The organism is Acinetobacter sp. YH12099, assembly GCF_013419195.1.
Classification (GTDB): Bacteria; Pseudomonadota; Gammaproteobacteria; order Pseudomonadales; family Moraxellaceae; genus Acinetobacter; species Acinetobacter towneri.
This window is the reverse complement of record NZ_VPAP01000002.1, coordinates 91,463-115,174: the sequence shown is the minus strand read 5'-3', so window position 1 is coordinate 115,174 and position 23,712 is coordinate 91,463. Positions and strand designations below refer to the sequence as shown.

Here is a 23,712-nt window from a genome sequence, read left to right as displayed (position 1 = left end):
TTAGGACAGTGGTATGCAAAGCTTGTTATGGCGAAGTTTAGTGGTGATCTTTGTCATCCTTGGCTTTATTGGTGCATTGTTGCCGGGTATGCCTACTACAGTTTTTTTGATTTTAGCAGCTTGGGCATCGTCACGCGGTTGGCCGCAAATGGACAACTGGTTACTGAATCATCCTAAATATGGCAGTACACTCAGAGATTGGCGCGCCAATGGTACTGTACCGCGTAAAGCCAAATGGTTTGCAACGATCATGATGAGTATTAGTGCCGTGATCATGCTGTTCACAACTGCGCCCGTTGCGGTCAAAATTTTTACCAATACCACCATGTTGGTGGTGTGTATTTGGTTGTGGTTACGTCCTGAACCACAGCCGCCCACGAAAGAAGAAGAATAGGGTAGCGCAATGTCTTTTTTATACACACAAGCAGATATTTTGATTGATTTAGCCGAGCAAACTTTATATTTGCCGAAGCATCAGAAACTCTACGTCATCTCGAGTGGTGTGAATGGCATTGGTGAAACTGAAAATAGTGGTAAAACACCACGTGGCTGGCATGAAGTCGCTTTAAAATTTGGTGAAAATGAACCTGAAAATGCAGTATTTATTGCGCGTCAACCGACAGGTGAAATTTACAATTTAGATTTAGCTGAACAATTTCCTGAACGGGACTGGATTTTAAGCCGCATTTTATGGCTCAGTGGTTTGCAAGAAGGTTTTAATCAAGGCATTGGCTGCGATACTTTTCAGCGTTATATTTATATACATGGCACACCAGATACAGAGCCGATGGGAATTCCTGCATCACATGGCTGTATTCGGATGCGTAACCATGATATTTTAGAATTGTTTGAACTGATTCCAGAAAAAGCCTTGGTTTATATTTCTGAACACAAGCTAGATTTAAATAGCTTAGGGTTGCTTGGTTGATGGTGCGTTGATGGTGCGAGTCAATTGAATAAAGTTGTATTCATCGCAACATAAAAAACCAATACATTGAGCAGGTAGAGTGCAACGCTAACAAGTTGAAAAGCACATTAATTTTGCTTGAAAACTAAAATAACTTGCAGAATTTGTTTGTTTTTATAGCGGATCACCTATTTTTTAATCACTCAGTCACAAAAAACTGAAAACAAGCCGAAAAGCGTTTGACAGGCGGTAAAGATTCTCTATAATGCACCTCACAAACGATAAAGACGTTAAGGGCGCTTAGCTCAGTTGGTAGAGCGTCTGCCTTACAAGCAGAATGTCGGCGGTTCGATCCCGTCAGCGCCCACCAAGCCTTTACGTTATAGATTCTTACGTGCAGCGGTAGTTCAGTTGGTTAGAATACCGGCCTGTCACGCCGGGGGTCGCGGGTTCGAGCCCCGTCCGCTGCGCCACTTAAGATTCTTTAACCATTGTTTGTACCACAATAGTGACTTTGTGTAAGTGCAGCGGTAGTTCAGTTGGTTAGAATACCGGCCTGTCACGCCGGGGGTCGCGGGTTCGAGCCCCGTCCGCTGCGCCATTTACATAAAATTGCTTTTGAGGGCGCTTAGCTCAGTTGGTAGAGCGTCTGCCTTACAAGCAGAATGTCGGCGGTTCGATCCCGTCAGCGCCCACCAGATTCTTTTGCGATGCAGCGGTAGTTCAGTTGGTTAGAATACCGGCCTGTCACGCCGGGGGTCGCGGGTTCGAGCCCCGTCCGCTGCGCCATTCAAAAGAAAAGTTTAGGTTGCCTGATAGACTTAAACTGAAATGATGCAAAGTTTGACAGTTTTGCAAAATCAGAACAAAATATTGTTTTGATCTTATCAGGGCGCTTAGCTCAGTTGGTAGAGCGTCTGCCTTACAAGCAGAATGTCGGCGGTTCGATCCCGTCAGCGCCCACCATATTTTAGTATTTATGCTTGGCATACATACAAAAAAGACCTTAATTGCTTACGCAATTACCGTTGCAGCGGTAGTTCAGTTGGTTAGAATACCGGCCTGTCACGCCGGGGGTCGCGGGTTCGAGCCCCGTCCGCTGCGCCATTTTTCATTCCCTGATGTGAAAAATGTATTTCAAAGTTCAAGACGACGTTCTTTGCTTGTCTTGCATCATAAAAAATAACGATGTTATTTTTTAATCTTCAGGGCGCTTAGCTCAGTTGGTAGAGCGTCTGCCTTACAAGCAGAATGTCGGCGGTTCGATCCCGTCAGCGCCCACCATATCCTTTCATCCTCATTTATCTTATATTACTTGCGTATTGCAATAAATTCGCCTAAAATTTTTATTTAATAATAATACTAATATCCGTGACTTATGCGAAATCCTTATCAACGTAAAGCTGCATCTAAGCAAGCAACGCAAACTTATAATGCACAAGATATTTACAAGCAATTTATTGAGACCATTGTGTCTCAGGGGCATGTTTTTGCATTGTATGAAGATGGCTGGGCGCTCTGTGCCACGCCTACAGGGCAACGTGCTTTTGCAATGTGGCAAAATAAAAGTCTGGCAAAACTGTTAATTAAAGACAATTGGGCCAATTATCAAGTCGAAGAAATTTCACTGAAAGATTTTATTGAAAAAGTGATTCCATTTTTACGTCAGGAAGCCACCAATATTTCGATGAATCTAAGCCCAGAAGGGCAGAATGTATTGGTTGCCCCTGAAAAGTTATTGCTTGATCTAAAAAATTATTTGTATCAGGTGTATATGCAAAAACCTGAATTTTTTAAAGATATGCAAATTCCTTTACCACGCTCGATACGTTTGAATTAAGCGATCTGCTTGCTAGATTTTATTTTTAATACTCATTCAGCAGCCAACCACTGATATAAGCAAAATACTCGCGTAACCATGCGTTATAGCGGGTATAGAGTGGTGTCGTTGCACTGAGCATGCTGAACTGTGTGTATCCTTGTCGTTTGGCAATGGCTGCTGCACGTGGTGTGTGAAAGTCGCTGGTGACAATTATAATCAGTTGGGTTTTATCTGTGCCTAATGTATGCAGCAAGGGCTGACTGTTTTTCAAATTAAGTGCCGTACTGGTGCTTTGGGTTTCCAAGATAATGTGTGATGCTGCAATTGCATAACGTTGTTGCAAATAATTAGACATCACCTGTGCTTCAGTGAGTTGTTCCGCAAATGCAGGGCCACCACTAACAATGAAATAACTTTGAGGATGCTCCAAGGCATACGCGGCTGCAGTATCCAGTCGTTTGGCGAGCGTGGGCGATGGTTGTCCATTTTCAATGCCACTGCCGAGTACAATCACCACTTTAGCATTGTTAGTTACAGTATTTTGCTGCTGTGTACTGAAATGAATATAAGTAAAAAAGATCAGCAGGCTGATGCACCACAGCCAAAATATGCCCCAACCGAATTTCCACAGCCCATCTAAGCGAGTATGTTGTTTTAAGTGGCTTTGAATCCAAGTATAGAAAATCGCATAACACAGCAGCATCGTGCCTATTAAAACAGGTAAAATGGTGCCGAAATGGATTTTCTTTAAGCTGATGAGATAGGCACCATCCAATACTAAAATTAATCCAATTAGGCTACTCAATATTCTTTTAAATAGACTAAATTGTGTTTGTACGTGACTTGCTTGCATGCCTTGCATAATTTTATTGTACTGTGATGCTGTACAAACAGTATAGCCGAAGCTGCTGAAAAATTTTGCCTCAACTGAATTATGTTTCGGCTGAGGCTATGGATAAAACTTGGGTGAATTGCCAAGTTTTAGCTATAGAGCTACAGCGCAAGCCATTTAAAAAGTGTCAACAAATCCTAATACACATCTCGGCGATAACGTCCTTGCTGACGTAATTGTTCCAGTTGAGTCTCACCCAAAATATCTTTTAAGGCTTGGTCGACATCACTGGCCATGCCTTGAATGCTACCGCAGACATAAATCACGGCATTTTGTTCAATCCAGCGTTTTAATTCTTCAGCCTGTTCGCGTAACTTATGGTGTACATAGACTTTTTCGGCTTGATCACGGGAAAAGGCCAAATCAAGGCGTTGTAGCATACCTGTGCTTTGCCAAGCCTCGATGGTGTGCTGATAAAAGTAATCGTGCGCTTGCTGACGTTCACCAAAAAACAACCAGTTTTGGGTGTAATTCAGGCGGGTACGTGCATGCAATAAGCTCATTAATCCTGCAAGCCCTGTACCGTTGCCAATACAAATAATTGGGCGGTCATCATCAATTAAATGGAAAGATGGATTATTGCGAATGCGTAATGCGATATTTTGCCCAAGTGCAGCATGTGCAGTTAACCAACCTGAACCTAAGCCAAGCTCGCCTTGAGCATCGAATTTTTGACGCACCACAAGTCTTAAAACCTGTTGTGAAGGAATACTGGCAATTGAATATTCACGACTAGGCAAGGGTGAAAGTTGTGCCAATAATTCATCCGCAGTTTTAAATGTCTGAATTGGCGCGGTGAGGTCTTTATCTGCCAAAGCCTGTACTAAGGTTTGCTGACCATCAGCAAGAATTGTATTGGCATCGAGTTGATGCTGTTTTAAAAAGGCGTGAATCCGTGCAGTGCTGTTTTCAGGCTGAATTTCTGCAATATCACCTGCAGACCAATGCACATCATGTTGTGCTAACAGTTCAATATTGAAGGCGGGTGCGCCTAAACTGTTGGGATTTAGCAAGTCACGTTGCTGTAAGGTCCATGTATCAAAAGTTTTTTCGATATGCATACTTGGTAAGTCAAGTTGTGTGACCTGTACCAAAGCCTGATTCCAACGCTGTATGTCTGCAGGATTGGCATTATTTACTTCAATGGTATTGAACAAGGCATGTGCTTGATTACGTTGCAACCATGCAGCAATCGTATGTCCAAAACGGCAGTAATGATCTGCATATTCACGTGAACCTAAAGCCAGTACTGCATAACGCAAATGACTCAGGTCACAGGTTTGCGGTAGGATTATTTTCACAAAACTTGAGGTCAAATCGGGTGCATCACCTGTGCCATAAGTGCTAGCAATACATAACAGTTGGGTGGTGTTTTTAAGATCTTCAAGGCTGAGATGTTGCAGGGCTTTGACTGTGACAGGCTGATGTGCTTCTTGCAGACTAGTAGCGGTGCGCCATGCCAATTGTTCGGCAGTACCTGTTTGGCTGGCATAGACAATGAGCCAGTGTGCAGCATTTGGGTCGATCTGAAATTGAGTCTGGTTTTGACGTGCAGCAAGAGTCAAACGCTTTTGTTTACGACGTTTTAAATACAGCATCCAACCTGTGACGAAAAACAGCGGCATCATCAATGCAGAAAGCATGGCTAAAAATTGATAAACAGGCCCAAAGAAACTACCGCGATGCACAGGCAGCATACTGCTCATGATTTTTTCATTAAGCCGTTTGTCTACATATAATTCAAGTTGAGTAATACGTGCTTGTTGATAATCAAAAGTTGCGTTATTGCGGGCACGTTCATGTTGTGGAATGACATCGACAAAGTTAATTTCAATTTCACTATTGGCGTGTTTAGGCACATTAAAAGTGATACTGGAATAATCCTGCCCCAATTGCTGCGGGAAATGTTGCCATGCCTTCGTCAATGCCAGATTGATTTGTGCCTGATCCAGCGTATTCTGCTTGGCTGGTTTTGTAGTGTTTGCGCGGCGTCCTGCAGTTTGTGTTTGCGCAGCCTGATGAAGTGCTTGAGCATTTGAATTTACAGGTTTGTTGCGTCCATCTGCTTGCAATTGCGCTTGTGGTCTTTCCACACCCATGACTTTAAACATGCCATTGCGCCACCACTCATACGACCAATACAGTCCTGTGCATGCCAAAACTAGATAGAAAATCACGACCCACGTGCCCACTACGGCATGTAAGTCCCAAATAAAATTACGTCCTTTTAATTGAGGTTTGAGCGCAAACCATTGTTTAAATGAATGGCGTTTCGGCCAGCGTAGGTAAATGCCACTTAACACAAAGAACAACAACATGAGGGTACATGCGGCTGTAATTTGTTTACCAATAGGCCCTACGGTTAAGTTGCGGTGTAATTGCTGAATAAACTGGAAAAATTCACGTCCCCGAATTTCAGGCAACACTGCTGCCGAGTAAGGATTAATCAGGATATTTTGTCCACGTTTTGCACCTTCTTTCGCAATATTGATGGTTGAAGATGCAGCCGGGTCTTTTGCAACGGTGATGCTATTAATTTTATAGTCAGGTTGGGTACGCTGAAAATGTTGATAAATTTCTGCAGGGCTTAGTTTGGCTTTCTGCTCAACTTGTACCTGATAACTGTTCGGATTCATCCATTTTAGAATTTCTTGTTCGTAGGAATAAATCGCACCTGTCACGCCCATGAGTGACAAGATCAGTCCTGCAGTAATACCAAGGAACCAGTGAATTTGGAAAAAGGCTTTCTTCAGCATAAGCGTTGGTTGTTGAGTATGAATTGTGATGCAGAATAATGCAGAGATGAAGTTAATGCAAATGCTATTTATTCTCATTATCGTTCATTGTTTTAATTTTAAGCAAAAAAAACCTCCATCACAGGGGATAGAGGTTTATTTTTAAATAGGGATATTTAGATTTGCTTGGCTTCGCCTGCAGCTTCAGTCAAATGCTTGCGAATGGTGTTGAACGAAAAGTTCTTGCTGTCCATACGCTTAGGCAGAATATAAGCACCTTGCTGACCTTTTACTTTGAAGTTCATCAAAATAAATTCAGGGGTATTGTACCATTCATACACATCTTTCCAGCCAATTGCACCCACGCCTTCTTGAGCGCCCATTTGCTGACGCATCACGATACCGTGCGGCTGTACGCCTAAACGAATCCCTTTAATTTCTTGAACAGGAAATTCATTCATTTTTCGCTTAACGTACCATTCCAAGCCGTATTTACGCACGAGCAGGTAGAGCACCACACAGACAATGGCAACCCAGCAGAAAATTGTCGAATAATTTTTTAATAGCAGAATGCCTAAAATGGAAAGGGCAACAATCACACCCATAATAATCCATGCTTTCATGCCAATTTTATTGGTACTGCGCCAAATTACCAGTTGTGCGTGACGTTGTTCTTCTTCAGAAACTTCGTAGATCACAGGCTGTAGGGTATAGGCGTATAAACTTTTCGCGGTCATAGTGAAACTAACAAATTTAAAACTATAAAAAGTTTAGCATTAATTGCTGTCATGCAGTGAGTATATTGTCGCAAAATCATGCTAAGGTCGGTGAATACTTGTGCAGCTTAGGGCGAATAAGTAGGCACTGACCGTTTGCAGGATTGTTTATAAAGACGCCAGTTCAGTTGCGTCCTGATCATGTTCGTGGCTTAAACTTTGTTTTAAGCGACTTAATTGTTGCAAGATACTCATCATCAAAGATAATTGCTGCAAAATAATTAATGATTTTTGATCTTCTTCTTTGTTTTGGCTTAAACGCTGACGAATGGTTTGCAACATGTTGTGTGCACTTAAATCTGGCGTTTCATCTTTCAGTAAAGCACCTTGAATATCGTCCATTGCTTGATCGAGCAGTTGCAAGACTTCCTGATCGTCAATTTTGTCACGATGCGCACCAAGTGCAGCAATATAGCTAATAAAGGTGTGATTTAGACACAAGAACTCAAAGGCTTGAGCTTTTTGATTGGGGTCAAAATCAGGTTCGGTGGCGAGTGTTGAAATCAGTGAAGCAACTTCTGCATCGGTATTATGAGCAGCACGGCGCACGACACGATAATTCAAACCGTTGTTGCGTCCATTTTTATATTGTTCAATCACTTCTGCCAAATAGCCACATTGCGCGGTGAGTGAGCGGCGAATCGTGCGTGATAAACGACGGAATTTCCAATCGGGGAAGATAAAACTCACGCCAAACCATGCTAGCGCACAACCAATTAAGGTATCGACCATACGTGGCACAGCTGCGGCATAGCCCAAACCTTCTAGGTTAAAATTCATCAGCGCCAAAATGGTCATAAAGGCAGTGGCTTGTGCATATTGTTTACTGCGCAATTCAAAGAACAACATGCCACTAATCACTAAAACCAGTAATTGCCCTTCAACGGACGGTACAAAATATAAAATGGTGTAGCCGACTACAATCCCTGCTAACGTCCCAATAATACGCAAACGTAAACGCCGTTTGGTGGTGTTAAAGTTAGGCTGCATCACAAACAGGGCGGTCAGTAAAATCCAGTAGCCATATTGAATGTTGGTGACTTGCACAAAAATATAGCCAATCAACAGCACAATCGACAAACGAATGGCGTGGCGGAACAAAACCGATTCGGGGGTTAAATGCTGCTTAATCCGAATGACAATATCATCCCAACTTTTTAAGTCATCATCTTTCAGTTGCTGTTCAATATGTTTGGATTTATCCAGTTTAATATTGCGTTCGGTTTCAAGGTTACGCAATTGAGCATCAATAGATTTCAGGTTTTGGTATAGGGCAAACAATGCATTAATCCAGACTTGGTCATATTGCTGTTCACTGCGCAGTTTTTCTAAAGACTGTTTAAGATTTTCAAAAGCATGTTTAAAACGCTTGTTATGCACATAAGGTTTACGGTGCAAAATGCTTTCGCTTAAATCTTTACAGGCTTTGCCCTGAATCGACAAAATGCGTTGGAAGCGAAATAAAATATCGCTGTGCTGAAATATTTTCGCCAGTTTTTGATAATCAATATGTGCAGAGTCGGCACGTTCGTGAATGTCTTGTGCGACAAAGTAATACTGTAAGCTACGTCGGGTATCTTTTTGCCCGCGGTCACCTTTTAAACGGGTCAGTAAAGCGGTTTTTAAGTCGTTAAAAATCGCAATTAATTTGCCATTTTCAAGTGATAAATCAATGATACTTTGTTGATAACTCGGTGCAGTCATATCCACATCAAATAGATTTGATTTGGCAAATAAAAAATCACCCAAAGAAGAATAACTGAGTGAAAGTTTGTCTTGTAAGGCACGAACAGGGAACAGTAAAAAGCTGATGGTCGAAATTAAGCCGTACCAAATTGCGCCCGAAACCAAAAGCAGCGGCTGCATGTACCAGTCATCAAATAGGTTGACGCCAAGCATGGAATAGACCGATACTACCAAACAGCCATAAGAAATGGTGGCATAACGTCGTCCGAGCGAACCGAGCAAAATTAAGACAATACACGACAGGATTAAGCCTGTAGCAAATAAAATAGGATGCGGAAATAAAAACTGAATTGATGTGGCGGTAACAAAGAAACCAATATAGGTATAGAGCTGATTGACAATACGCACCGAAAAACGGTCATCAATATCACTCAAACCTGCGGCAAGCACACCTAAAGTTAAAGGAATAGTGGCAAGCTGCATCCCCATAAAATAGGGAACAAAAGCAGTTCCCGCAAATGCAATGAGCATGCGGATGTTATACATAAATGTGGTGTTATAGGTCGCTTGTTTGAGCTTTATCAGCCAAGGTTTCAACATCATTCCTTTAAGTAAACTTTTCTGTCTAAACAGAGATTTATGCTGCAAGATGAAGGTTTGCGTACATTGTAACTGTAGATGAGATGTTTAGAGTACCTAATATGTGAAAATTCATCTTTGATCACAACAAATCATACTATGGAGCGTGTAAGCTTGTCTGTACATCTGTCATTTCATCATAAAATATGAGCATATCGAAAACGCTGCCAAGTTCAAGCAGTACGCCACCATCTGCGCAACAACCCAACATGCGGCAATATTCGACTGCGTGGATTTTATTGTTGGCGTTATTGACTTCGCTTGGGCCTTTATCGATTGATATGTATTTGCCTGCCTTGCCCGTTATGGCAAGCGAGTTTGGCGTATCGACCCAAATGGTCGCAAACAGTTTGCCTGCCTACTTTTTAGGTTTGGCATTGGGTCAACTGATTTACGGGCCGCTGAGTGATCGGATTGGACGTAAGCCGCCTTTATATTTTGGCTTGGCACTATTTTCACTCGCCAGTATGTTGTGTGTGTTTGCACAAAATGAATGGGGACTGATTGCTGCACGTATTTTGCAGGCTTTGGGTGGCTGTGTGGGTGTGGTAATTGCACGAGCAGCTATTCGTGATCGCTTGGATTTGCAAACATCCGCTCAAGCTTTTTCGAGCATGATGATTGTGATGACCATTGCGCCCATTATTGCACCTACGCTGGGCGCATGGGTACTTAGATGGATGAATTGGCAAGCTATTTTTGTAGTGCTGACCTGCGTTGGAATTATTTGCTGTTTATGTGTGCACTTCTTTTTTAAAGAAACTTTGGCGAAAGAACGTCGTTTAAATTTGAACTTTCAGCAAGTACTGACCTTATATTTTGCCATTTTAAAAGATCGTGATTTTCGTTTTCCAATGTTGGCAGGCTGTCTGACTGGTGGGGCATTGTTTTGCTATATCAGCGGTTCAAGTGCAGTCATGATGGATCAATATGGCTTGAGTGAAACAGCTTTTGCTTATGTGTTTGGTGCCAATGCGATTGGTATTATGCTGTTTTCGACCCTGAATAAAAAAATCAGTGGCAAATTGGGTGTGTTACAACGCTTAAAATTGGGCAGCATGATTCAACTGAGTGGTGCGGTCATTCTACTGCTTGCAGGTAGTTTGGGGTATGCACCTTTGGCATTGGTGATGGTCGGTTTATTTCTTGCCGTGTCTGGGATTGGTTTTACAGGCCCGAATGCCATGGCACTGGCAATGGCAAAACAAGGCGCACGTGCAGGAACAGCCAGTGCGGTCATGGGTAGTGTGCAATTCTTTTGTGGCTTGATTGGTGGGGTGTTACTCAACTTTTTAACAGGCAGTGCTTTGCTGAATATGGCTGTATTAATGCTGCTATTTATTGGGTTTGGGATGTTTGCCGTTTTTCATATTTTGCAACCTCAATCAGATTGAGTTGGGGTCAATACTTTTTCAAATGGTGATTTTTTCGAAAAAATCGGGCTTTTTAACAGAACTGAAATATATACAATAGTCTAATGGTGGTGTAAATACTTGAATAATCAACCTATTTAAGGTGTTGAATTTTATATGGTTTAATTGTTTGAATCTGTAATTATGATTAATTGTGATTTCTTATTCGGGAAAACTGATTTTAATAAACGTCATAACTTGATAGATTGAAGCCTGTAATAAATGACACAAATTGTAATATTTTAAATATTTGGGTGTCTTGGACTATTTGGCAAAAGTGTTTTGATTTTTAAGCCATTTTTATAATTCGATGTGAAATCGATAGATGACGAACAAAATCATCATGCACGGATGCAGCGTTGTTTTATTTTGGAGGAATAAATGAGTCAATTACTCAACGGTCAATTTATGATCAAAGGTTTAGCTATCGCCGTTACAACATTAATGGTAGGTACTGCACACGCAGCAAAAACTGAGCAACAACAAATTCAAGAACTTCGTCAAGAAGTTGAAGCGTTAAAATCATTAATTCAGCAACAACAGCAAGTACAACAACAACAGCAAACTCAAATTGCCCAAGTACAACAGGCGAAGCCTGCTGCACCTGCAACTGCATTAAGCAGTTTAAAGTCTAAATCTGGTGCAGATGTTTCTATTTATGGTTCGATCCGTGGTGATGCGAACTATATTATTGATGGTGCGGATAGTGACTTTAACAGTACTCATACTGTGGGTAATGCAACAACTAAATCTACAAAAGATAAATTACGTGCTACACCAAAAGTTACTCGTTTTGGATTAGATTTTAATACGCCAATGGGTGACAACAAGCTAGGTGGTAAAATCGAAGTTGATTTTGCAAGTTCTGATAATGACAAATCAGAAAACTTACGTATCCGTCATGCTTATTTGACTTTAAATAACTGGTTATTTGGTCAAACCACATCGAACTTCTTGTCTAATCATGCACCAGAAATGATTGACTTCGCAACGAATATTGGTGGTGGTACAGCGCGTGTACCGCAAGTTCGTTATGGTTATAAGCTAGCGCCTGCAACAGAATTATTTGTTTCGGCTGAAGAGGGCAACAGCACAGCTGGTAAAGTTTCAGCAAGTACAGTCTCACCTACACCAGTAACTTATCGCGCACCAGTATTGACTGCAAAAGTGACTCAAGGTTTTGCTGATGGTAAAGGTTCAGCTTCTGCACGTGCATTGGTTGAACATTACAAATCAGAAGCAGCAAATGATGATAAAACTGGTTGGGGTGCTGCTGTAGGCACGAATTATCAAGTTGCAGAACCTTTAAAAGTATCTGCAGACGTAACATATGTAAAAGGTAACAGCAATTACTTATATGGTAATAACTCAGCATTTGTAGTTGATGGTAATAGCATTGAGCAAAATGAAACGATTGGTGTACAAGTGGGTGCAACCTATAAGTTCTCACCACAACTACGTTCAACTTTAGCGTATGGTGCTTTATTTGCGGATGATGGTACAGACTATGCGCGTTTAAATGATGGCGCTAACGAGAAAGTACAACAAGCGTGGATTAACTTTATCTATTCACCTGTAAAACCAGTTGATTTAGGTATTGAATATATTAATGGTGAGCGTGAAACCTTCAAAGGTCAAAAATTCAGTGATGACCGTGTAGGCTTTATGGCACGTTATAGCTTCTAAGTTTCAGTACTTTTAGCGAAAAAAAAACAGAGCTTAATATTAAGCTCTGTTTTTTTATGATTTAAATTTATGAAATTAATTCAATAACTTAAATTTTATCCACTTTTATAAAATGCTGTAACTTTCACTTATAGCTTAAAACAATCATTAAAATTTATAGAAAAAATGTAGAAAATAGCAGCTTTTTGTCAAAAAAAATGCATAATGATCGACCTTTAATCTTGCTGTTTTTTATCAAGTGGTTGAATATCTTTATCGGAAGGTATTTATCCACCTCAGATATTTTGGAGCTTATATGAGATTACCTCTCAGTGTTAAGCCGATTCAGTTGTTTGCACTCGAAGTCACCCCGAAAGTGAAATTGCTGTCTTTTGTCTTTCTTTTCTTCTGTTCTAGGCAAACGCAGATGATAACGCTTGAGTGAAACCAAAGGATGGGTTGGCTGAGCGAAATGCGTACCTCTTAAACTTCGGTCAAATACGATACTGTTTACATACTTTGTATTGCGGCATTTTTTAGTTGATTTAGAGTCATAGTGATGCAAATACTTTGGTTTGCATAGACAGTTCTTGATCATATTAAAAATAATCTGCAATCACTATATGGATATTGCCATGGAATTTACTTTTAATGCGTTTTATACGCTGATTGCTGCGGTCATCGTCCTGCTCTTAGGGCGACTTTTAGTCAATAAAATTGATTTTTTAAAACGCTATAATATTCCTGAACCTGTTGCAGGTGGTTTGGTTGCCGCTATTGTTTCATTGTTGGTGAATCAATTTTGGGGTTATAGCATTACCACCAGTAGCGCATTGCAAACTAGCTTTATGCTTATTTTCTTCGCCTCGATTGGTTTAAGCGCGAACTTCACAAAATTGCGTCAGGGTGGAATCGGTTTAATTATTTTCTTGATTGCAATTTCCACATTTATTGTGTTGCAAAACATTGTCGGCATTAGTCTTGCAACATTGTTAGGTATTGATCCACTAATTGGTTTAATTGCAGGATCGATTACTTTAACTGGCGGTCATGGTACAGCAGGTGCGTGGGGTGAAATTTTAGAAACCCAATATGGTATTCAAGGTGCTTTGGCACTGGGCATGGCAAGTGCGACCTTTGGTTTAATTATTGGTGGTTTAATTGGTGGTCCACTGGCTAAAACTTTAATCAACCGTCATCAATTGGCTGTACCACGTACCGACGAACAAATTGAAAAACGCGATAATACGCCTGCGGATCAAGATTCCAATGAGTTTATTCCATTTGAATATCCGCATCAGGTTCGTTTAATTACAGCAGATAATGCAATTACTACTTTGGGTTTATTTGCTGGATGTTTGGCATTTGCCGAATTTATGACAGGCGCTGCCAAAGGCACGATGTTTGAATTACCAACTTTCGTTTGGGCATTGGCGGGCGGTGTGGTTCTGCGTAATGTCTTAGAAAGTATTTTTAAAGTTAATATTTTTGACCGTGCGATTGATGTGTTTGGGAATGCATCTTTATCGTTATATTTGGCGATGGCGTTGTTGTCACTCAAACTATGGCAATTGGCCGATTTGGCAGGTCCGTTGATGGTGATTTTAGGTGCGCAAGCACTCACAATGGCGTTATATGCAGCTTTTGTGACCTTCCGTCTTATGGGGAAAAACTACGATGCAGCCGTGTTGGCAGCAGGACACTGTGGTTTTGGGATGGGGGCAACGCCAACAGCAGTCGCCAATATGCAGGCCATTACCAATATGTATGGTCCATCTTATAAAGCGTTCTTGATTGTGCCGCTGTGTGGTGCATTCTTTGTCGATTTAATTAACGTTGCGGTGATTCAATCTATTCTAAAATTCTTTGGTGGCTAAGCTCCAAAGCATGAAGGATTGATTTAATCATCCACAAAAAATGTCAGTTCAATTGAACTGGCATTTTATTTGATCTATAGCATTTTTAATTTAAGCCATGAAATGCAAGAATGCTGTATAGACCAGAAAACTACCAATTAAACTGAGCCAAACAGGTAGTTTGGATTTTAATAATCCAATCACCAAAACAATAAACAGCAGATCAACAATACTCAAAATATGACGCTGTGCCATTTCGAGCACCATATACAGCAGCAAACCGACTACCGCTGCATTAATCCCTGTAACCGCATGACGAATATAGGCTTGCTGCATCAACCAAGACCAATAAGGCAAAGTCGAAAATACCAAAAAGAAAGATGGCAGAAAAACCGCCAACGTGGCTAAAGTCGCATTCAGCAGCATAGATTCTGTCATTGGAATCAAACTGCCCAAATATGTTGCAAAGCTGAACAGTGGGCCAGGCACCAATTGCGCCATGGCATAACCCAAATCGAACTGTTCTGCACTGACTAAGCATGTGCTAACAAAATCTTGATGCAATAAAGGCAAAATGACATGCCCACCGCCAAAGACCAAAGATGCGGCTTGATAGAAACTTAAATTGGCTGCATAGAGTAATTGAGGTTGCAGCCAGTTTAGACCTGACAGCACAATAAAGGGTGTAACAAAAAGTACTGCCCAAAATACAGCATAACGACGATGTTTGAGTAAATGTGCCGCAGTAAAATGAGTATCTGTCGCCGTTGTATTGGTGGATGCTGGTGCAGCAGTCGGTGCTGCGTGTTTCGCCATCCAAATGCCAAAACAAGCGGCAATCAGAATCACCAAAACTTGATTGAAGCTCAAGGGCATCAGATAAATAAATAGGGCAGAAGCAAACATTAAGGCATATTGCCAAACCGTTTTACAAAAACTACGCAACATTTGCCAAAATGCCCAAGCCACCACGGCCAATACGATCAGTTGAATACTGTGAAAGCTATTTGACGACAGTACATCTAAATATTGATGTCCCAAAACTGCAACCAAAGCCATAAACAACGCTGAAGGTAGGGTGAAACCCAACCAAGCTAGGACTGCACCCCAATAGCCTTTTTGCAAATAACCAATCGCTAACCCCACCTGACTACTAGTTGGGCCAGGTAAGAGTTGTGCAAGTGCGACAATTTGTGAATACTGGGATTCATCTAGCCATTTGAGTTGTTGCACAAAACGCTGATGGAAAAACACCAAATGCGCTGCAGGCCCACCAAAAGACAGACAGCCTAATTGCAGAAAAATCCAGAATAATAAGGAATAAGAAGGTGTTGGCATATAATTTTAGACAGATTTGACTTGTGCGCCACTGTAGTCGCTAGACGTGACAGTTTAACGAATTACTACAAGGATCGGTTAAAATAGTAGATAGACTATGGGCGCTCATGCAAGGTAAAAACAGAGAGCATAACTGTTGACGTTAAGATGGTTGCTGTATCAAGTTAGCTGATCAACCTTGTCACGATTGGCGGTGAAATATCGACTGAAACCTATGGATTCAAGAAGGTCATTATGAAAATTGGGTATGTATCTCTTACAGCATTATTGATGGTGGGATGTCAGGCAGTGCCATCACAGCAGCAATTTTCGACTCAAACTTTACTTGAGTCGCAGCCCGTGGTTGAAGCAGAGTCACGCCTGAATCAAATTGATTTTCGTCAGTTAAAACAACAAAAAAAAGGTCCAGTTGTCGCCTTGGTTTTGGGCAGTGGTGGCGCACGTGGTTATGCACATATTGGGGTGATTGAAGTACTTGAGCAGTACGGTATTCATCCTGATTTTATTGTGGGCAGCAGCGCAGGCAGCATTGTCGGTTCAATTTATGCCAGTGGTAAAAATGCACAGCAATTACGTGAAATTGCCATGAATATGAAAGCCAATGATGTGCGGGATGTGACTTTAGATTTAAAAGGCTTTTTTGATGGTAAAAAAGTTGAAAATTATGTCAATGCACAAGTCGATCAACTCCGTTTGGAGCAATTTAAAATCCCGATGTACGTGGTGGCGACTGAATTAAAAGAAGGCAAAAAAGTCGTATTTAATTATGGCAATACGGGGCAGGCAGTGCGTGCGTCAGTGTCTATCCCAAGTATGTTTGTACCTACTAAAATTGCAGAACATGAATATGTCGATGGTGGTTTAGTGAGCCCTGTACCTGTCAAGGTTGCACGCGATTTAGGGGCAGATATTGTGATTGCCGTGAATATTTTGGCGCAGCCTATTCATACTGAAACCAGTAATGTGTGGGGATTGTTTAACCAAAATATTAATATTATGCAAAAGCATTTGGCCAATGAAGAATTGAAACTGGCAGATGTGGTCATTCAACCCGATTTACGTGAAAAAGCCCATATTTTTGATGTAAAAGGGCGCGAAGCGACTATGCTGGCAGGTGCAGAAGCAACCGCAGCGCAATTAAATAAAATCGATCAGGTCTATCAACAGCATCATTATGCGCATGGGCATAGAATTGTAGACTATAAAGTGAGTAATACTTTTGGGCTTTATGGACAGTTTAAATAGCTGTCCAGATCCTTCATTTAGGTCAATTCAATGAAATCAACAGATTTAACTTAAGTCTAATTAGGTGCTTGATAAAAATAACTTTAATGTTAGATTGCTTAGATTTTTCTTTGTAAGTATTTGATATTATAGTTTAAAAATAAAGATACCATAAAGATATCTAAATACTGAGATGAGGTATTTAGACTTAAAATCAATTTTTTAGCGTGTTCTTTCGCACCGTTTCCATTTATTCTATGTAGCATTTACTGAATTCGTTTTTTAAGCAGTTTACCAATTGAACATGCTTCCAAGACAGCCTAACTTTTGTGCTTCAGGACTTTAAAACTTTATAAAAAATCGAGGGGATACTTCATGCACGGCTTTGAAATTGGACAGCAGGTGAAACTTGCCACTATGGAGCAAGTTATTTTTACAGTGACGATGATTAATCCAGATGGTTCTTATGTGATTGAAGCTGCACTGAGTACTGAACAAACTTTGACTTATAGCAATGTGTCGCAGGAAATGCTGCGCTTGGTTTAAATGTCGCAGCGAAGTTTGAAAATTTACGGGGAAATTGAACTTTTTTTCGTGTAAATTCGCCGAAATTTGCTTGAATAATCCATTGAATAAAAGATTTTAGATTGTTTTTTGAACACTTGAATCAGGGGGATTCACGTAATATTCAATTTGAACAAATATTCTAAAAAATCAGAAATGGATTAAAAAATAACAGCTTGGGAGTCTTAGTCTTTAGTCTTATAATTTTAAATAAATGTTATCATAAACAATATAAATAATAATGATGTAGTTGTTGCCGAAATGAACATTCAAACTTTTATAAACGCGATATAATAATAGGCTCATATCTTACTGTCTTTAAAAGAGTCTAGAGAACGCGATGTCACCATTAGATCAAATTGCCCCAGTGTTAGATGACCAGTCAGAATTAACCATGACCGTGTTAATGACACCCGACATGGCAAATTTCTCAGGGAATGTACATGGTGGAACAATTTTAAAACTATTAGACCAAGTGGCGTATGCATGTGCGAGCCGCTATTCTGGTAGTTATGTGGTGACCCTTTCGGTTGATAAAGTGAACTTTAAAGAGCCGATTCATGTGGGTGAATTGGTGACTTTCCTTGCTAGTGTGAACCATGTCGGTCGTACTTCAATGGAAATTGGGATTCGTGTAGAAGCACAAAATATTCAAAAACGTACAGTGCGCCATACCAACAGCTGTTACTTCACTATGGTTGCAGTCGATGAAAATGGTAAACCAAAACAAATCCCTGCGTTGAAATTAGACAATGACTGGAAGCGTTGCCGTTTTGAAGCAGCAGAGCAACGTAAAGTTGCACGTTTGCAAGAAAATCATCATCCATCTTGCAGCATTTATAAGAAAACTGAACAAAACTAAGTTTTCATCAAATTTAGCTGAAAACCTGTTTGCAATTGTAGACAGGTTTTTTGTGCCTATTTTTTAATTTTGTCCAAGGCAATATTGATTAGTTATGCAGATAAACAAAAACTGAGTAAACCGAGAGAGTGGCGGAAAACTCAGTTTTTGTATTCGATTTACATTTTTAAATGTATCTAAGTTTTAAGGCTGTTGCGTCGATGCAGCAGGGGTTTCAGTGCTTGCTTCAGATGCAGGTTGTGCAGCAGCTTGTTCTGAAGCTGGTTCAGCCACAGTTTCCTGCGTTGAAACAACCACTTTTTCCTGTTCTGTTGCTGTCGATTCAGCCTTTGCAGCAAAAGTAGTTGCAGTGGCAAAAGCAAAAGTTGAAGCGAGTAAAATTTGTGTCAATTTCATGGTTTGGCATCCTTATTTAAAGTTTTTCATGAGTAGTAGGGAGTGCTCAGCACAAGCATTAAGTAAAAAAACTTATTGCGGCTAAAGTGTTCAAGTCAGTCATCACCTGATTTGAACGGGCTGAACAGGAACTCATGCTAAAGAGCCAAAGCTATGGGATCAATGCTTGCAACAAAGCAAAACAATGACGGTTACTTGAACCGCACAATGATGATGAATAGGTCGTAGTTTGGTAATTTTTGTTTTAAATATGCAGTCAAATCCAATCAAAATGGCTGTGTTTTCCGCAATAAAATTGCGTGGTTGGCAATAAAACATAACATCAAGCGGCTAAAACTCGTGTATTTCCCCAAATAAGTTGCAGATCATCACGTAATAAATGTAAGTGAATTTTTCAAATCATGATGGTGATAGATGTGCTGAAATGAATAAATTTCAGTGTGTTTAGATTCAGATTGAACTAATCGCTAAACTTGCTTAGCATGCTTGAGTTGTTTGAAATTCAATAAAGTGAGCTTATTTTGAAATTAATTGCACCACAAAAAGCAGTCCCGACGCATATTATTTCTGGTTTTCTCGGTGCAGGAAAAACCACCTTATTGAAACAGTTACTCAGCCAAAAACCAGAACATGAAGTTTGGGCGGTGCTGATGAATGAATTTGGACAAATCGGGGTCGATCAACAACTCTTACCTCAGCAACAGGGTTATCAAGTCAAAGAATTATTGGGCGGTTGCTTATGTTGTAGCAGCCAATTGCCTATGCAAATTGCTTTGTCGCGTTTATTGTCCGAAGCGAAGCCTGACCGTTTATTCATCGAGCCGACAGGTTTGGGGCATCCTGCGCAACTCTTGGAACAACTGACCGAACCACATTGGCATACGCATTTATCGATGCGCGCCTTGGTGACGGTAGTAGATGGTTCGCGTTTGCATGATCAGGCGTGGACGCAGCAAAACCTGTATGCCGATCAGCTCAAAGCTGCACAAATTATTGTGGTGTCACATGCAGACCAAATGCAGGCGGCAGATGAGCAAGCCCTCATACAACTACAACAGGAATATCAAGCCTACGCGCAAAAATGGTTGAAAGCAGAACAGGGTCATCTGGCTTTGACCGAAATGGATATACCGTATGTCGGTACACAGCGTAAAATTCAGCCGTTGCTAAAATTGCAACAGAAGGTCAGCTCTACAAATCTGCAAGAGTCTGCAGAAATCAAACAATTGCCATATCACTATGTCGAAACTGCACAAGGATATGCAGTCGCAGGTTGGAAATTGCCTAAACGTTGGCAATTCGACTTTTATCCCTTATTAGATTTACTCTGTGAACAGCAAGATTGGCTGCGTATTAAAGGAATTTTTTATACCAATCAGGGTTGGAAAAGTTTCAACTTCAATCCGCAGCAATTTAATTATCAATCTACCGATGAAGGCATAGACAATCGGTTGGAAATTATTTATCAAAGCGAGCGTGATTGGGAAAAATTTGAGGCTGAACTATTGGCGTATCGGGTCGATGCTGCTGCGGTTCTAGACTGAAATCTATACGTTATCGGGCAAACGATACAGCAAAATCACAGAAAATCCATTATGCTTAGTGGCAAATTTAAACATAGTTTTAGGAATAGACAATGGCGCTGAAAGCGACAATTTATAAGGCAGATTTGAACATTGCCAATATGGATGTGCATCAATACGGTGACTATCAGCTCACCATGGCATTGCATCCTTCTGAAACTATTGAGCGATTGATGGTGCGTATTTTGGCATTCGCACGTTATGCAGATGAAGCTTTGGAATTTACCAAAGATTTATTTGAAACCGATGAGCCTGCTTTGTGGGAAAAAGACTTAACAGGGCAGTTAATTAAGTGGATTGAAGTCGGTTGCCCAGATGAAGACAAAGTCAAAAAAGCCAGTTCGCGTTGTAAGCAAGTTGCGATTATTGCTTATGGTTCATCGGTAGATGAATGGTACAAACGTAACAGTAAAATCAAAACTTTAAATAATGTTGAAGTGTGGCAACTATCGCCAGCGAGTACCGAAGCCGTTCAAGCTTTATGCGAACGTACCATGCAATTGCAGTCGAATGTAATGGATGGCGAATGGACATTGATTGGCGATCAGGCACAGGCTCAGATTGAGTGGACACAGTTGCAATAACACTTGCACGAGCTGGAAATTATCTTAAACATCGAAGTGTAAATATTTGGAGATGAACATGAGTGCAGAATTAGAAATTATTGATTTGGTGGTGGGTGAGGGGAAAGAAGCGGTTAAAGGCGCTTTAATTACTACGCATTACACAGGCTGGTTGGAAGATGGCACCAAGTTTGATTCATCCTTAGACCGTGGTAACTATTTTGAAACCGTGATTGGTACAGGTCGTGTCATTAAAGGCTGGGATCAAGGCATCATGGGGATGAAAGTGGGTGGTAAACGCAAACTGATCGTACCTGCGCATTTGGCTTATGGTGAGCGCAAAATGGGCAATATCATTCCTGCTAATTCTAATTTGATTTTTGAAATTGAATTGTATGATGTGAAAACACGCGATCAATAAACACCTTTCAACTTAGCCAAACCGCTAGAATTTAAGTCATTCATCCGATGCCAGTAAGGTCTAGCATAAATGACTTAATTTTTTACTTCAAATTTAGTGCAAGAACGATTAGATTAAAAAACAAGCACAATAGGATTTTTGCATTTTTGAATTTCACTCGGATGTGGCACAAGTGTGCATTACTCTTCTTAATTTTACTGTGCAGTGTACTCACACCACCGCGTGTGTTGGCGCAGTATGAGTCTGCACCTGAATCTTACTATCTACATCAACAACTGCTCAATTCTGTTCAATTTACTGAAGATCAATCGAGTATTTTGACTGGGCGATGGTTGTTTTATCCGCAACAATTGATTCAAGAACCCAGTGCGGTACTGGCATCGAATACCGTTGAATTGCCTGCTTCATTTGAAGATTTAATGGGCAATGCCAATACTTACGGCACTTTTATTGGGCACTTTCAAATTCCAAAAGAATTTCTAGGCAGACGTATTGCGATTTGGATTCCCAACCAATATGGCGCCTATCGGGTATTTTTAAATGGCGATCCACTGGTGCGTGTTGGCACAGTCGGTGCAGATGCGAGTAGTCACCAAACCGAAAATGCCCCACGAATTGCATATTTTGTTCCTGAAAGTGAATATTTTACCCTGACCATTCAAGCGTCTAGCTTTCAGAGCTTGCAAGGTGGTTTAAAAAATCCAATGAAAATTGGTTTAAGTCGCACCATCAATCAACAGTATCAGCGTTTGATGATGAGTATTGCCATGATTTGTGGGGCAGTACTTGGTATTGGTTTGTTTACCTTGATGTTTTCGGCATTTAGTCTTGCAAATGGTGGAAAGACCAAGCGTATTTTTATTTTCGGCATTTTTATTGTTTTTCTGGCATTACACAATTTATTTTCTGCACCCTATGCCTATACCACTTTCCTGAATTTAAGTTGGTCTTGGGGAATAAGACTCGAATATTTATTTAGTTTTTTAGCGATTTTATTTTTCCTGAGTTATATGTTTTTGCTCAGTTCGCGCTATTTGCATCGTTGGGTATATAGCGCGGCAATGCTGTTATTGAGCTTTAATATTGGGGTGACGCTGTGGGCAGAACCCACTATTTTTCAGCAATTGGCATTTTATAGTTCATTTTTCTTTGTTTTGATTTTGGCAAATTTTGCTTATGGATTTTATCAAACCCTGCGTTCAGGAGAGGATTATTCCAAAATTAATTTTTGGGCAGTAATTATTCTATGTGGCACATTTATTCATGATTTTTTATTAATGCTGAATCTGGTCAATTCCATTCATTTATCTTTTATTTCGACCAGTGTTTATGCATTGCTCATCATGTTTCAGCAGGCACGAAATTATGCCTACCATAACTTACGCATTGAACGCTTGAACCAAAAACTGATTCATTTAAACAGCTCGTTAGATTTAAAAGTGCAGGAACGCACTGAACAACTCAGTCTTTTGAATGAAAAACTGGAAATACAGATTAAAACCGATGCATTAACAGGGGCATATAATCGCCGTGCATTAAATGAAGAAATTCAGCGTTTGTATTTTGAAACCTTGCAAAATAAGCGACATATTTTGGTCTTTGCGATGCTCGATGTCGATTATTTTAAAAAATACAATGATCATTATGGGCACTTAAAAGGCGATCAAATTCTGCAAAACCTAGTTAAAGTTTTACAAGATACTTTGCCTAAAAATGCGTTTGTGGCACGTTATGGGGGTGAAGAATTTGCCATTTTACTGCACGATATTCCGCAACCTGCGATTGCACCACTCATGCAAAAGGTCTTGCAGGCTGTGCGTGATGCAGCTTTTGAGCATGTAGCACGAGAAGACCATAAACAATATGTGACTTTAAGTATCGGTGTAGCGTGGATGACTCGCGCACAAGCGTATACGCACGTGGATGATTTTATGAAAGCTGCAGATGCGCATTTGTATCAAGCCAAACATGCAGGACGCGATCAGGTAGTAATTCAAACTTAATATGTTGACGCTACTCTACATGGCTTAAAGATAGCTCTGAATTTTTTGTTGAAGTTGTACGACAGAAACATTGCCCGACAGTCGTTCAACAATTTGCCATCTTTAAAAATCAGAGTGGTCGGTAAACCAAAGACTTGATAACGCAAAGTTAAAATTGGAGATTGATCGACATTCACTTTGCCAAACTTTACCGAAGCATCAAAAAGTTGGGCAAGCTGCTCAAAAAATGGTGCATTTTGAACACAAGGCGTACACCACGTCGCATAAAAACGAATCACCGCAACGCCTGTTTCATATTCAAACTCACGGTAATTATTTTCGTTGTATTCCACAATTTCTGACATCACATACTCTTTAATCATAAATAA

Annotated in this window: 20 protein-coding genes and 8 tRNA genes; 21 read left to right on the top strand and 7 right to left on the bottom strand. The window is 40.5% G+C overall.

What is annotated here, in order from left to right; translation table 11 throughout:
- Positions 1–13 precede the first annotated feature (13 nt).
- From FTU39_RS02240 to FTU39_RS02190, 11 genes are all read left to right on the top strand, one after another.
- Positions 14–394 carry a YbaN family protein gene (locus FTU39_RS02240; protein ID WP_004968265.1) on the top strand — a complete coding sequence of 127 codons (381 nt, stop codon included), beginning with the start codon at positions 14–16 and terminating at the stop codon, positions 392–394.
- Between the two features lie 9 nt (positions 395–403).
- The gene (gene elsL / locus FTU39_RS02235) at positions 404–928 is read left to right on the top strand and encodes a cell wall-recycling L,D-carboxypeptidase ElsL (RefSeq protein ID WP_131261501.1); all 525 of its coding nucleotides are present in this window, start codon (positions 404–406) and stop codon (positions 926–928) included.
- Between the two features lie 273 nt (positions 929–1,201).
- A tRNA-Val gene (locus FTU39_RS02230) sits at positions 1,202–1,277 on the top strand.
- Positions 1,278–1,303: 26 nt separating this feature from the next.
- Positions 1,304–1,380: transfer RNA gene (locus FTU39_RS02225), tRNA-Asp, on the top strand.
- A 51-nt stretch (positions 1,381–1,431) separates the two neighbouring features.
- Positions 1,432–1,508 (top strand) — tRNA-Asp (locus FTU39_RS02220).
- Between the two features lie 21 nt (positions 1,509–1,529).
- Positions 1,530–1,605: transfer RNA gene (locus FTU39_RS02215), tRNA-Val, on the top strand.
- A gap of 14 nt (positions 1,606–1,619) precedes the next feature.
- Positions 1,620–1,696: transfer RNA gene (locus FTU39_RS02210), tRNA-Asp, on the top strand.
- 101 nt (positions 1,697–1,797) lie between these two features.
- Positions 1,798–1,873: transfer RNA gene (locus tag FTU39_RS02205), tRNA-Val, on the top strand.
- A 64-nt stretch (positions 1,874–1,937) separates the two neighbouring features.
- A tRNA-Asp gene (locus FTU39_RS02200) sits at positions 1,938–2,014 on the top strand.
- Positions 2,015–2,115: 101 nt separating this feature from the next.
- Positions 2,116–2,191, top strand: a tRNA-Val gene (locus FTU39_RS02195).
- 94 nt (positions 2,192–2,285) lie between these two features.
- Positions 2,286–2,747: a DUF2750 domain-containing protein gene (locus tag FTU39_RS02190; protein ID WP_004977378.1), complete on the top strand. Its 462-nt coding sequence runs from the start codon at positions 2,286–2,288 to the stop codon at positions 2,745–2,747.
- A 25-nt stretch (positions 2,748–2,772) separates the two neighbouring features.
- Here FTU39_RS02190 and FTU39_RS02185 read toward each other — a convergent pair whose 3' ends face one another.
- The 4 genes from FTU39_RS02185 to yccS all read right to left on the bottom strand — a co-directional run bounded on the left by FTU39_RS02185 (position 2,773) and on the right by yccS (position 9,415).
- On the bottom strand, positions 2,773–3,591 hold the full coding sequence (locus FTU39_RS02185) for a YdcF family protein (protein WP_180051659.1): 819 nt from the start codon (positions 3,589–3,591) through the stop codon (positions 2,773–2,775).
- A 167-nt stretch (positions 3,592–3,758) separates the two neighbouring features.
- Positions 3,759–6,377: a sulfite reductase flavoprotein subunit alpha gene (locus FTU39_RS02180; protein ID WP_180051658.1), complete on the bottom strand. Its 2,619-nt coding sequence runs from the start codon at positions 6,375–6,377 to the stop codon at positions 3,759–3,761.
- 155 nt (positions 6,378–6,532) lie between these two features.
- Complete coding sequence (locus FTU39_RS02175) at positions 6,533–7,093, bottom strand: YcxB family protein (protein ID WP_004977388.1); 561 nt, start codon at positions 7,091–7,093, stop codon at positions 6,533–6,535.
- Positions 7,094–7,240: 147 nt separating this feature from the next.
- A complete protein-coding gene (gene yccS / locus FTU39_RS02170) occupies positions 7,241–9,415 on the bottom strand; it encodes a YccS family putative transporter (protein WP_131261543.1) in 2,175 nt (724 codons plus the stop codon).
- A gap of 251 nt (positions 9,416–9,666) precedes the next feature.
- Here yccS and FTU39_RS02165 point away from each other — a divergent pair, with 251 nt between their 5' ends.
- The 3 genes from FTU39_RS02165 to gltS all read left to right on the top strand — a co-directional run bounded on the left by FTU39_RS02165 (position 9,667) and on the right by gltS (position 14,411).
- Positions 9,667–10,851, top strand: coding sequence for a multidrug effflux MFS transporter (locus FTU39_RS02165; protein ID WP_131261542.1), 1,185 nt, complete (start codon positions 9,667–9,669; stop codon positions 10,849–10,851).
- Between the two features lie 399 nt (positions 10,852–11,250).
- Positions 11,251–12,555 (top strand): DcaP family trimeric outer membrane transporter, encoded by a 1,305-nt coding sequence (locus FTU39_RS02160; RefSeq protein ID WP_180051657.1) that lies wholly within the window; start codon positions 11,251–11,253, stop codon positions 12,553–12,555.
- Between the two features lie 614 nt (positions 12,556–13,169).
- Entirely contained in the window at positions 13,170–14,411 is a 1,242-nt protein-coding gene (gene gltS / locus FTU39_RS02155; protein WP_131261496.1) for a sodium/glutamate symporter, read from the top strand.
- Positions 14,412–14,501: 90 nt separating this feature from the next.
- Here gltS and chrA read toward each other — a convergent pair whose 3' ends face one another.
- On the bottom strand, positions 14,502–15,728 hold the full coding sequence (gene chrA / locus FTU39_RS02150) for a chromate efflux transporter (RefSeq protein WP_180051656.1): 1,227 nt from the start codon (positions 15,726–15,728) through the stop codon (positions 14,502–14,504).
- 234 nt (positions 15,729–15,962) lie between these two features.
- Here chrA and FTU39_RS02145 point away from each other — a divergent pair, with 234 nt between their 5' ends.
- The 3 genes from FTU39_RS02145 to FTU39_RS02135 all read left to right on the top strand — a co-directional run bounded on the left by FTU39_RS02145 (position 15,963) and on the right by FTU39_RS02135 (position 18,378).
- Positions 15,963–16,973, top strand: coding sequence for a patatin-like phospholipase family protein (locus FTU39_RS02145; RefSeq protein WP_214129004.1), 1,011 nt, complete (start codon positions 15,963–15,965; stop codon positions 16,971–16,973).
- 354 nt (positions 16,974–17,327) lie between these two features.
- Positions 17,328–17,498 carry a hypothetical protein gene (locus FTU39_RS02140; RefSeq protein ID WP_004977313.1) on the top strand — a complete coding sequence of 57 codons (171 nt, stop codon included), beginning with the start codon at positions 17,328–17,330 and terminating at the stop codon, positions 17,496–17,498.
- Positions 17,499–17,856: 358 nt separating this feature from the next.
- On the top strand, positions 17,857–18,378 hold the full coding sequence (locus FTU39_RS02135; RefSeq protein WP_004977311.1) for an acyl-CoA thioesterase: 522 nt from the start codon (positions 17,857–17,859) through the stop codon (positions 18,376–18,378).
- A 183-nt stretch (positions 18,379–18,561) separates the two neighbouring features.
- On the opposite strand, the gene FTU39_RS02130 is transcribed toward FTU39_RS02135, so the two are convergent.
- Positions 18,562–18,774, bottom strand: coding sequence for a hypothetical protein (locus FTU39_RS02130; protein ID WP_004977309.1), 213 nt, complete (start codon positions 18,772–18,774; stop codon positions 18,562–18,564).
- 521 nt (positions 18,775–19,295) lie between these two features.
- Between FTU39_RS02130 and FTU39_RS02125 the strand changes: the two genes are divergently transcribed.
- From FTU39_RS02125 to FTU39_RS02110, 4 genes are all read left to right on the top strand, one after another.
- Positions 19,296–20,318 carry a GTP-binding protein gene (locus FTU39_RS02125; protein WP_096901474.1) on the top strand — a complete coding sequence of 341 codons (1,023 nt, stop codon included), beginning with the start codon at positions 19,296–19,298 and terminating at the stop codon, positions 20,316–20,318.
- A gap of 92 nt (positions 20,319–20,410) precedes the next feature.
- Entirely contained in the window at positions 20,411–20,941 is a 531-nt protein-coding gene (locus FTU39_RS02120; RefSeq protein ID WP_180051655.1) for a YaeQ family protein, read from the top strand.
- 58 nt (positions 20,942–20,999) lie between these two features.
- The gene (locus FTU39_RS02115; RefSeq protein ID WP_004977304.1) at positions 21,000–21,341 is read left to right on the top strand and encodes an FKBP-type peptidyl-prolyl cis-trans isomerase; all 342 of its coding nucleotides are present in this window, start codon (positions 21,000–21,002) and stop codon (positions 21,339–21,341) included.
- A gap of 161 nt (positions 21,342–21,502) precedes the next feature.
- The gene (locus tag FTU39_RS02110; RefSeq protein WP_372238838.1) at positions 21,503–23,344 is read left to right on the top strand and encodes a diguanylate cyclase domain-containing protein; all 1,842 of its coding nucleotides are present in this window, start codon (positions 21,503–21,505) and stop codon (positions 23,342–23,344) included.
- On the opposite strand, the gene FTU39_RS02105 is transcribed toward FTU39_RS02110, so the two are convergent.
- Positions 23,341–23,688 (bottom strand): co-chaperone YbbN, encoded by a 348-nt coding sequence (locus tag FTU39_RS02105; RefSeq protein ID WP_257224381.1) that lies wholly within the window; start codon positions 23,686–23,688, stop codon positions 23,341–23,343. The genes FTU39_RS02110 and FTU39_RS02105 overlap by 4 nt on opposite strands.
- Positions 23,689–23,712: the final 24 nt, after the last annotated feature.

Coding starts and splice junctions, on each gene's coding strand:
- FTU39_RS02105 (WP_257224381.1), bottom strand. CDS start 23,688: ATGTCAGAAATTGTGGAATACAACGAAAATAATTACCGTGAGTTTGAA.
- FTU39_RS02115 (WP_004977304.1), top strand. CDS start 21,000: ATGAGTGCAGAATTAGAAATTATTGATTTGGTGGTGGGTGAGGGGAAA.
- FTU39_RS02120 (WP_180051655.1), top strand. CDS start 20,411: ATGGCGCTGAAAGCGACAATTTATAAGGCAGATTTGAACATTGCCAAT.
- gltS (WP_131261496.1), top strand. CDS start 13,170: ATGGAATTTACTTTTAATGCGTTTTATACGCTGATTGCTGCGGTCATC.
- FTU39_RS02180 (WP_180051658.1), bottom strand. CDS start 6,377: ATGCTGAAGAAAGCCTTTTTCCAAATTCACTGGTTCCTTGGTATTACT.
- FTU39_RS02140 (WP_004977313.1), top strand. CDS start 17,328: ATGCACGGCTTTGAAATTGGACAGCAGGTGAAACTTGCCACTATGGAG.
- FTU39_RS02165 (WP_131261542.1), top strand. CDS start 9,667: ATGCGGCAATATTCGACTGCGTGGATTTTATTGTTGGCGTTATTGACT.
- chrA (WP_180051656.1), bottom strand. CDS start 15,728: ATGCCAACACCTTCTTATTCCTTATTATTCTGGATTTTTCTGCAATTA.
- FTU39_RS02130 (WP_004977309.1), bottom strand. CDS start 18,774: ATGAAATTGACACAAATTTTACTCGCTTCAACTTTTGCTTTTGCCACT.
- FTU39_RS02145 (WP_214129004.1), top strand. CDS start 15,963: ATGAAAATTGGGTATGTATCTCTTACAGCATTATTGATGGTGGGATGT.
- FTU39_RS02190 (WP_004977378.1), top strand. CDS start 2,286: ATGCGAAATCCTTATCAACGTAAAGCTGCATCTAAGCAAGCAACGCAA.
- FTU39_RS02160 (WP_180051657.1), top strand. CDS start 11,251: ATGAGTCAATTACTCAACGGTCAATTTATGATCAAAGGTTTAGCTATC.
- FTU39_RS02175 (WP_004977388.1), bottom strand. CDS start 7,093: ATGACCGCGAAAAGTTTATACGCCTATACCCTACAGCCTGTGATCTAC.
- FTU39_RS02135 (WP_004977311.1), top strand. CDS start 17,857: ATGTCACCATTAGATCAAATTGCCCCAGTGTTAGATGACCAGTCAGAA.
- elsL (WP_131261501.1), top strand. CDS start 404: ATGTCTTTTTTATACACACAAGCAGATATTTTGATTGATTTAGCCGAG.
- FTU39_RS02185 (WP_180051659.1), bottom strand. CDS start 3,591: ATGCAAGGCATGCAAGCAAGTCACGTACAAACACAATTTAGTCTATTT.
- FTU39_RS02110 (WP_372238838.1), top strand. CDS start 21,503: ATGTGGCACAAGTGTGCATTACTCTTCTTAATTTTACTGTGCAGTGTA.
- FTU39_RS02240 (WP_004968265.1), top strand. CDS start 14: ATGCAAAGCTTGTTATGGCGAAGTTTAGTGGTGATCTTTGTCATCCTT.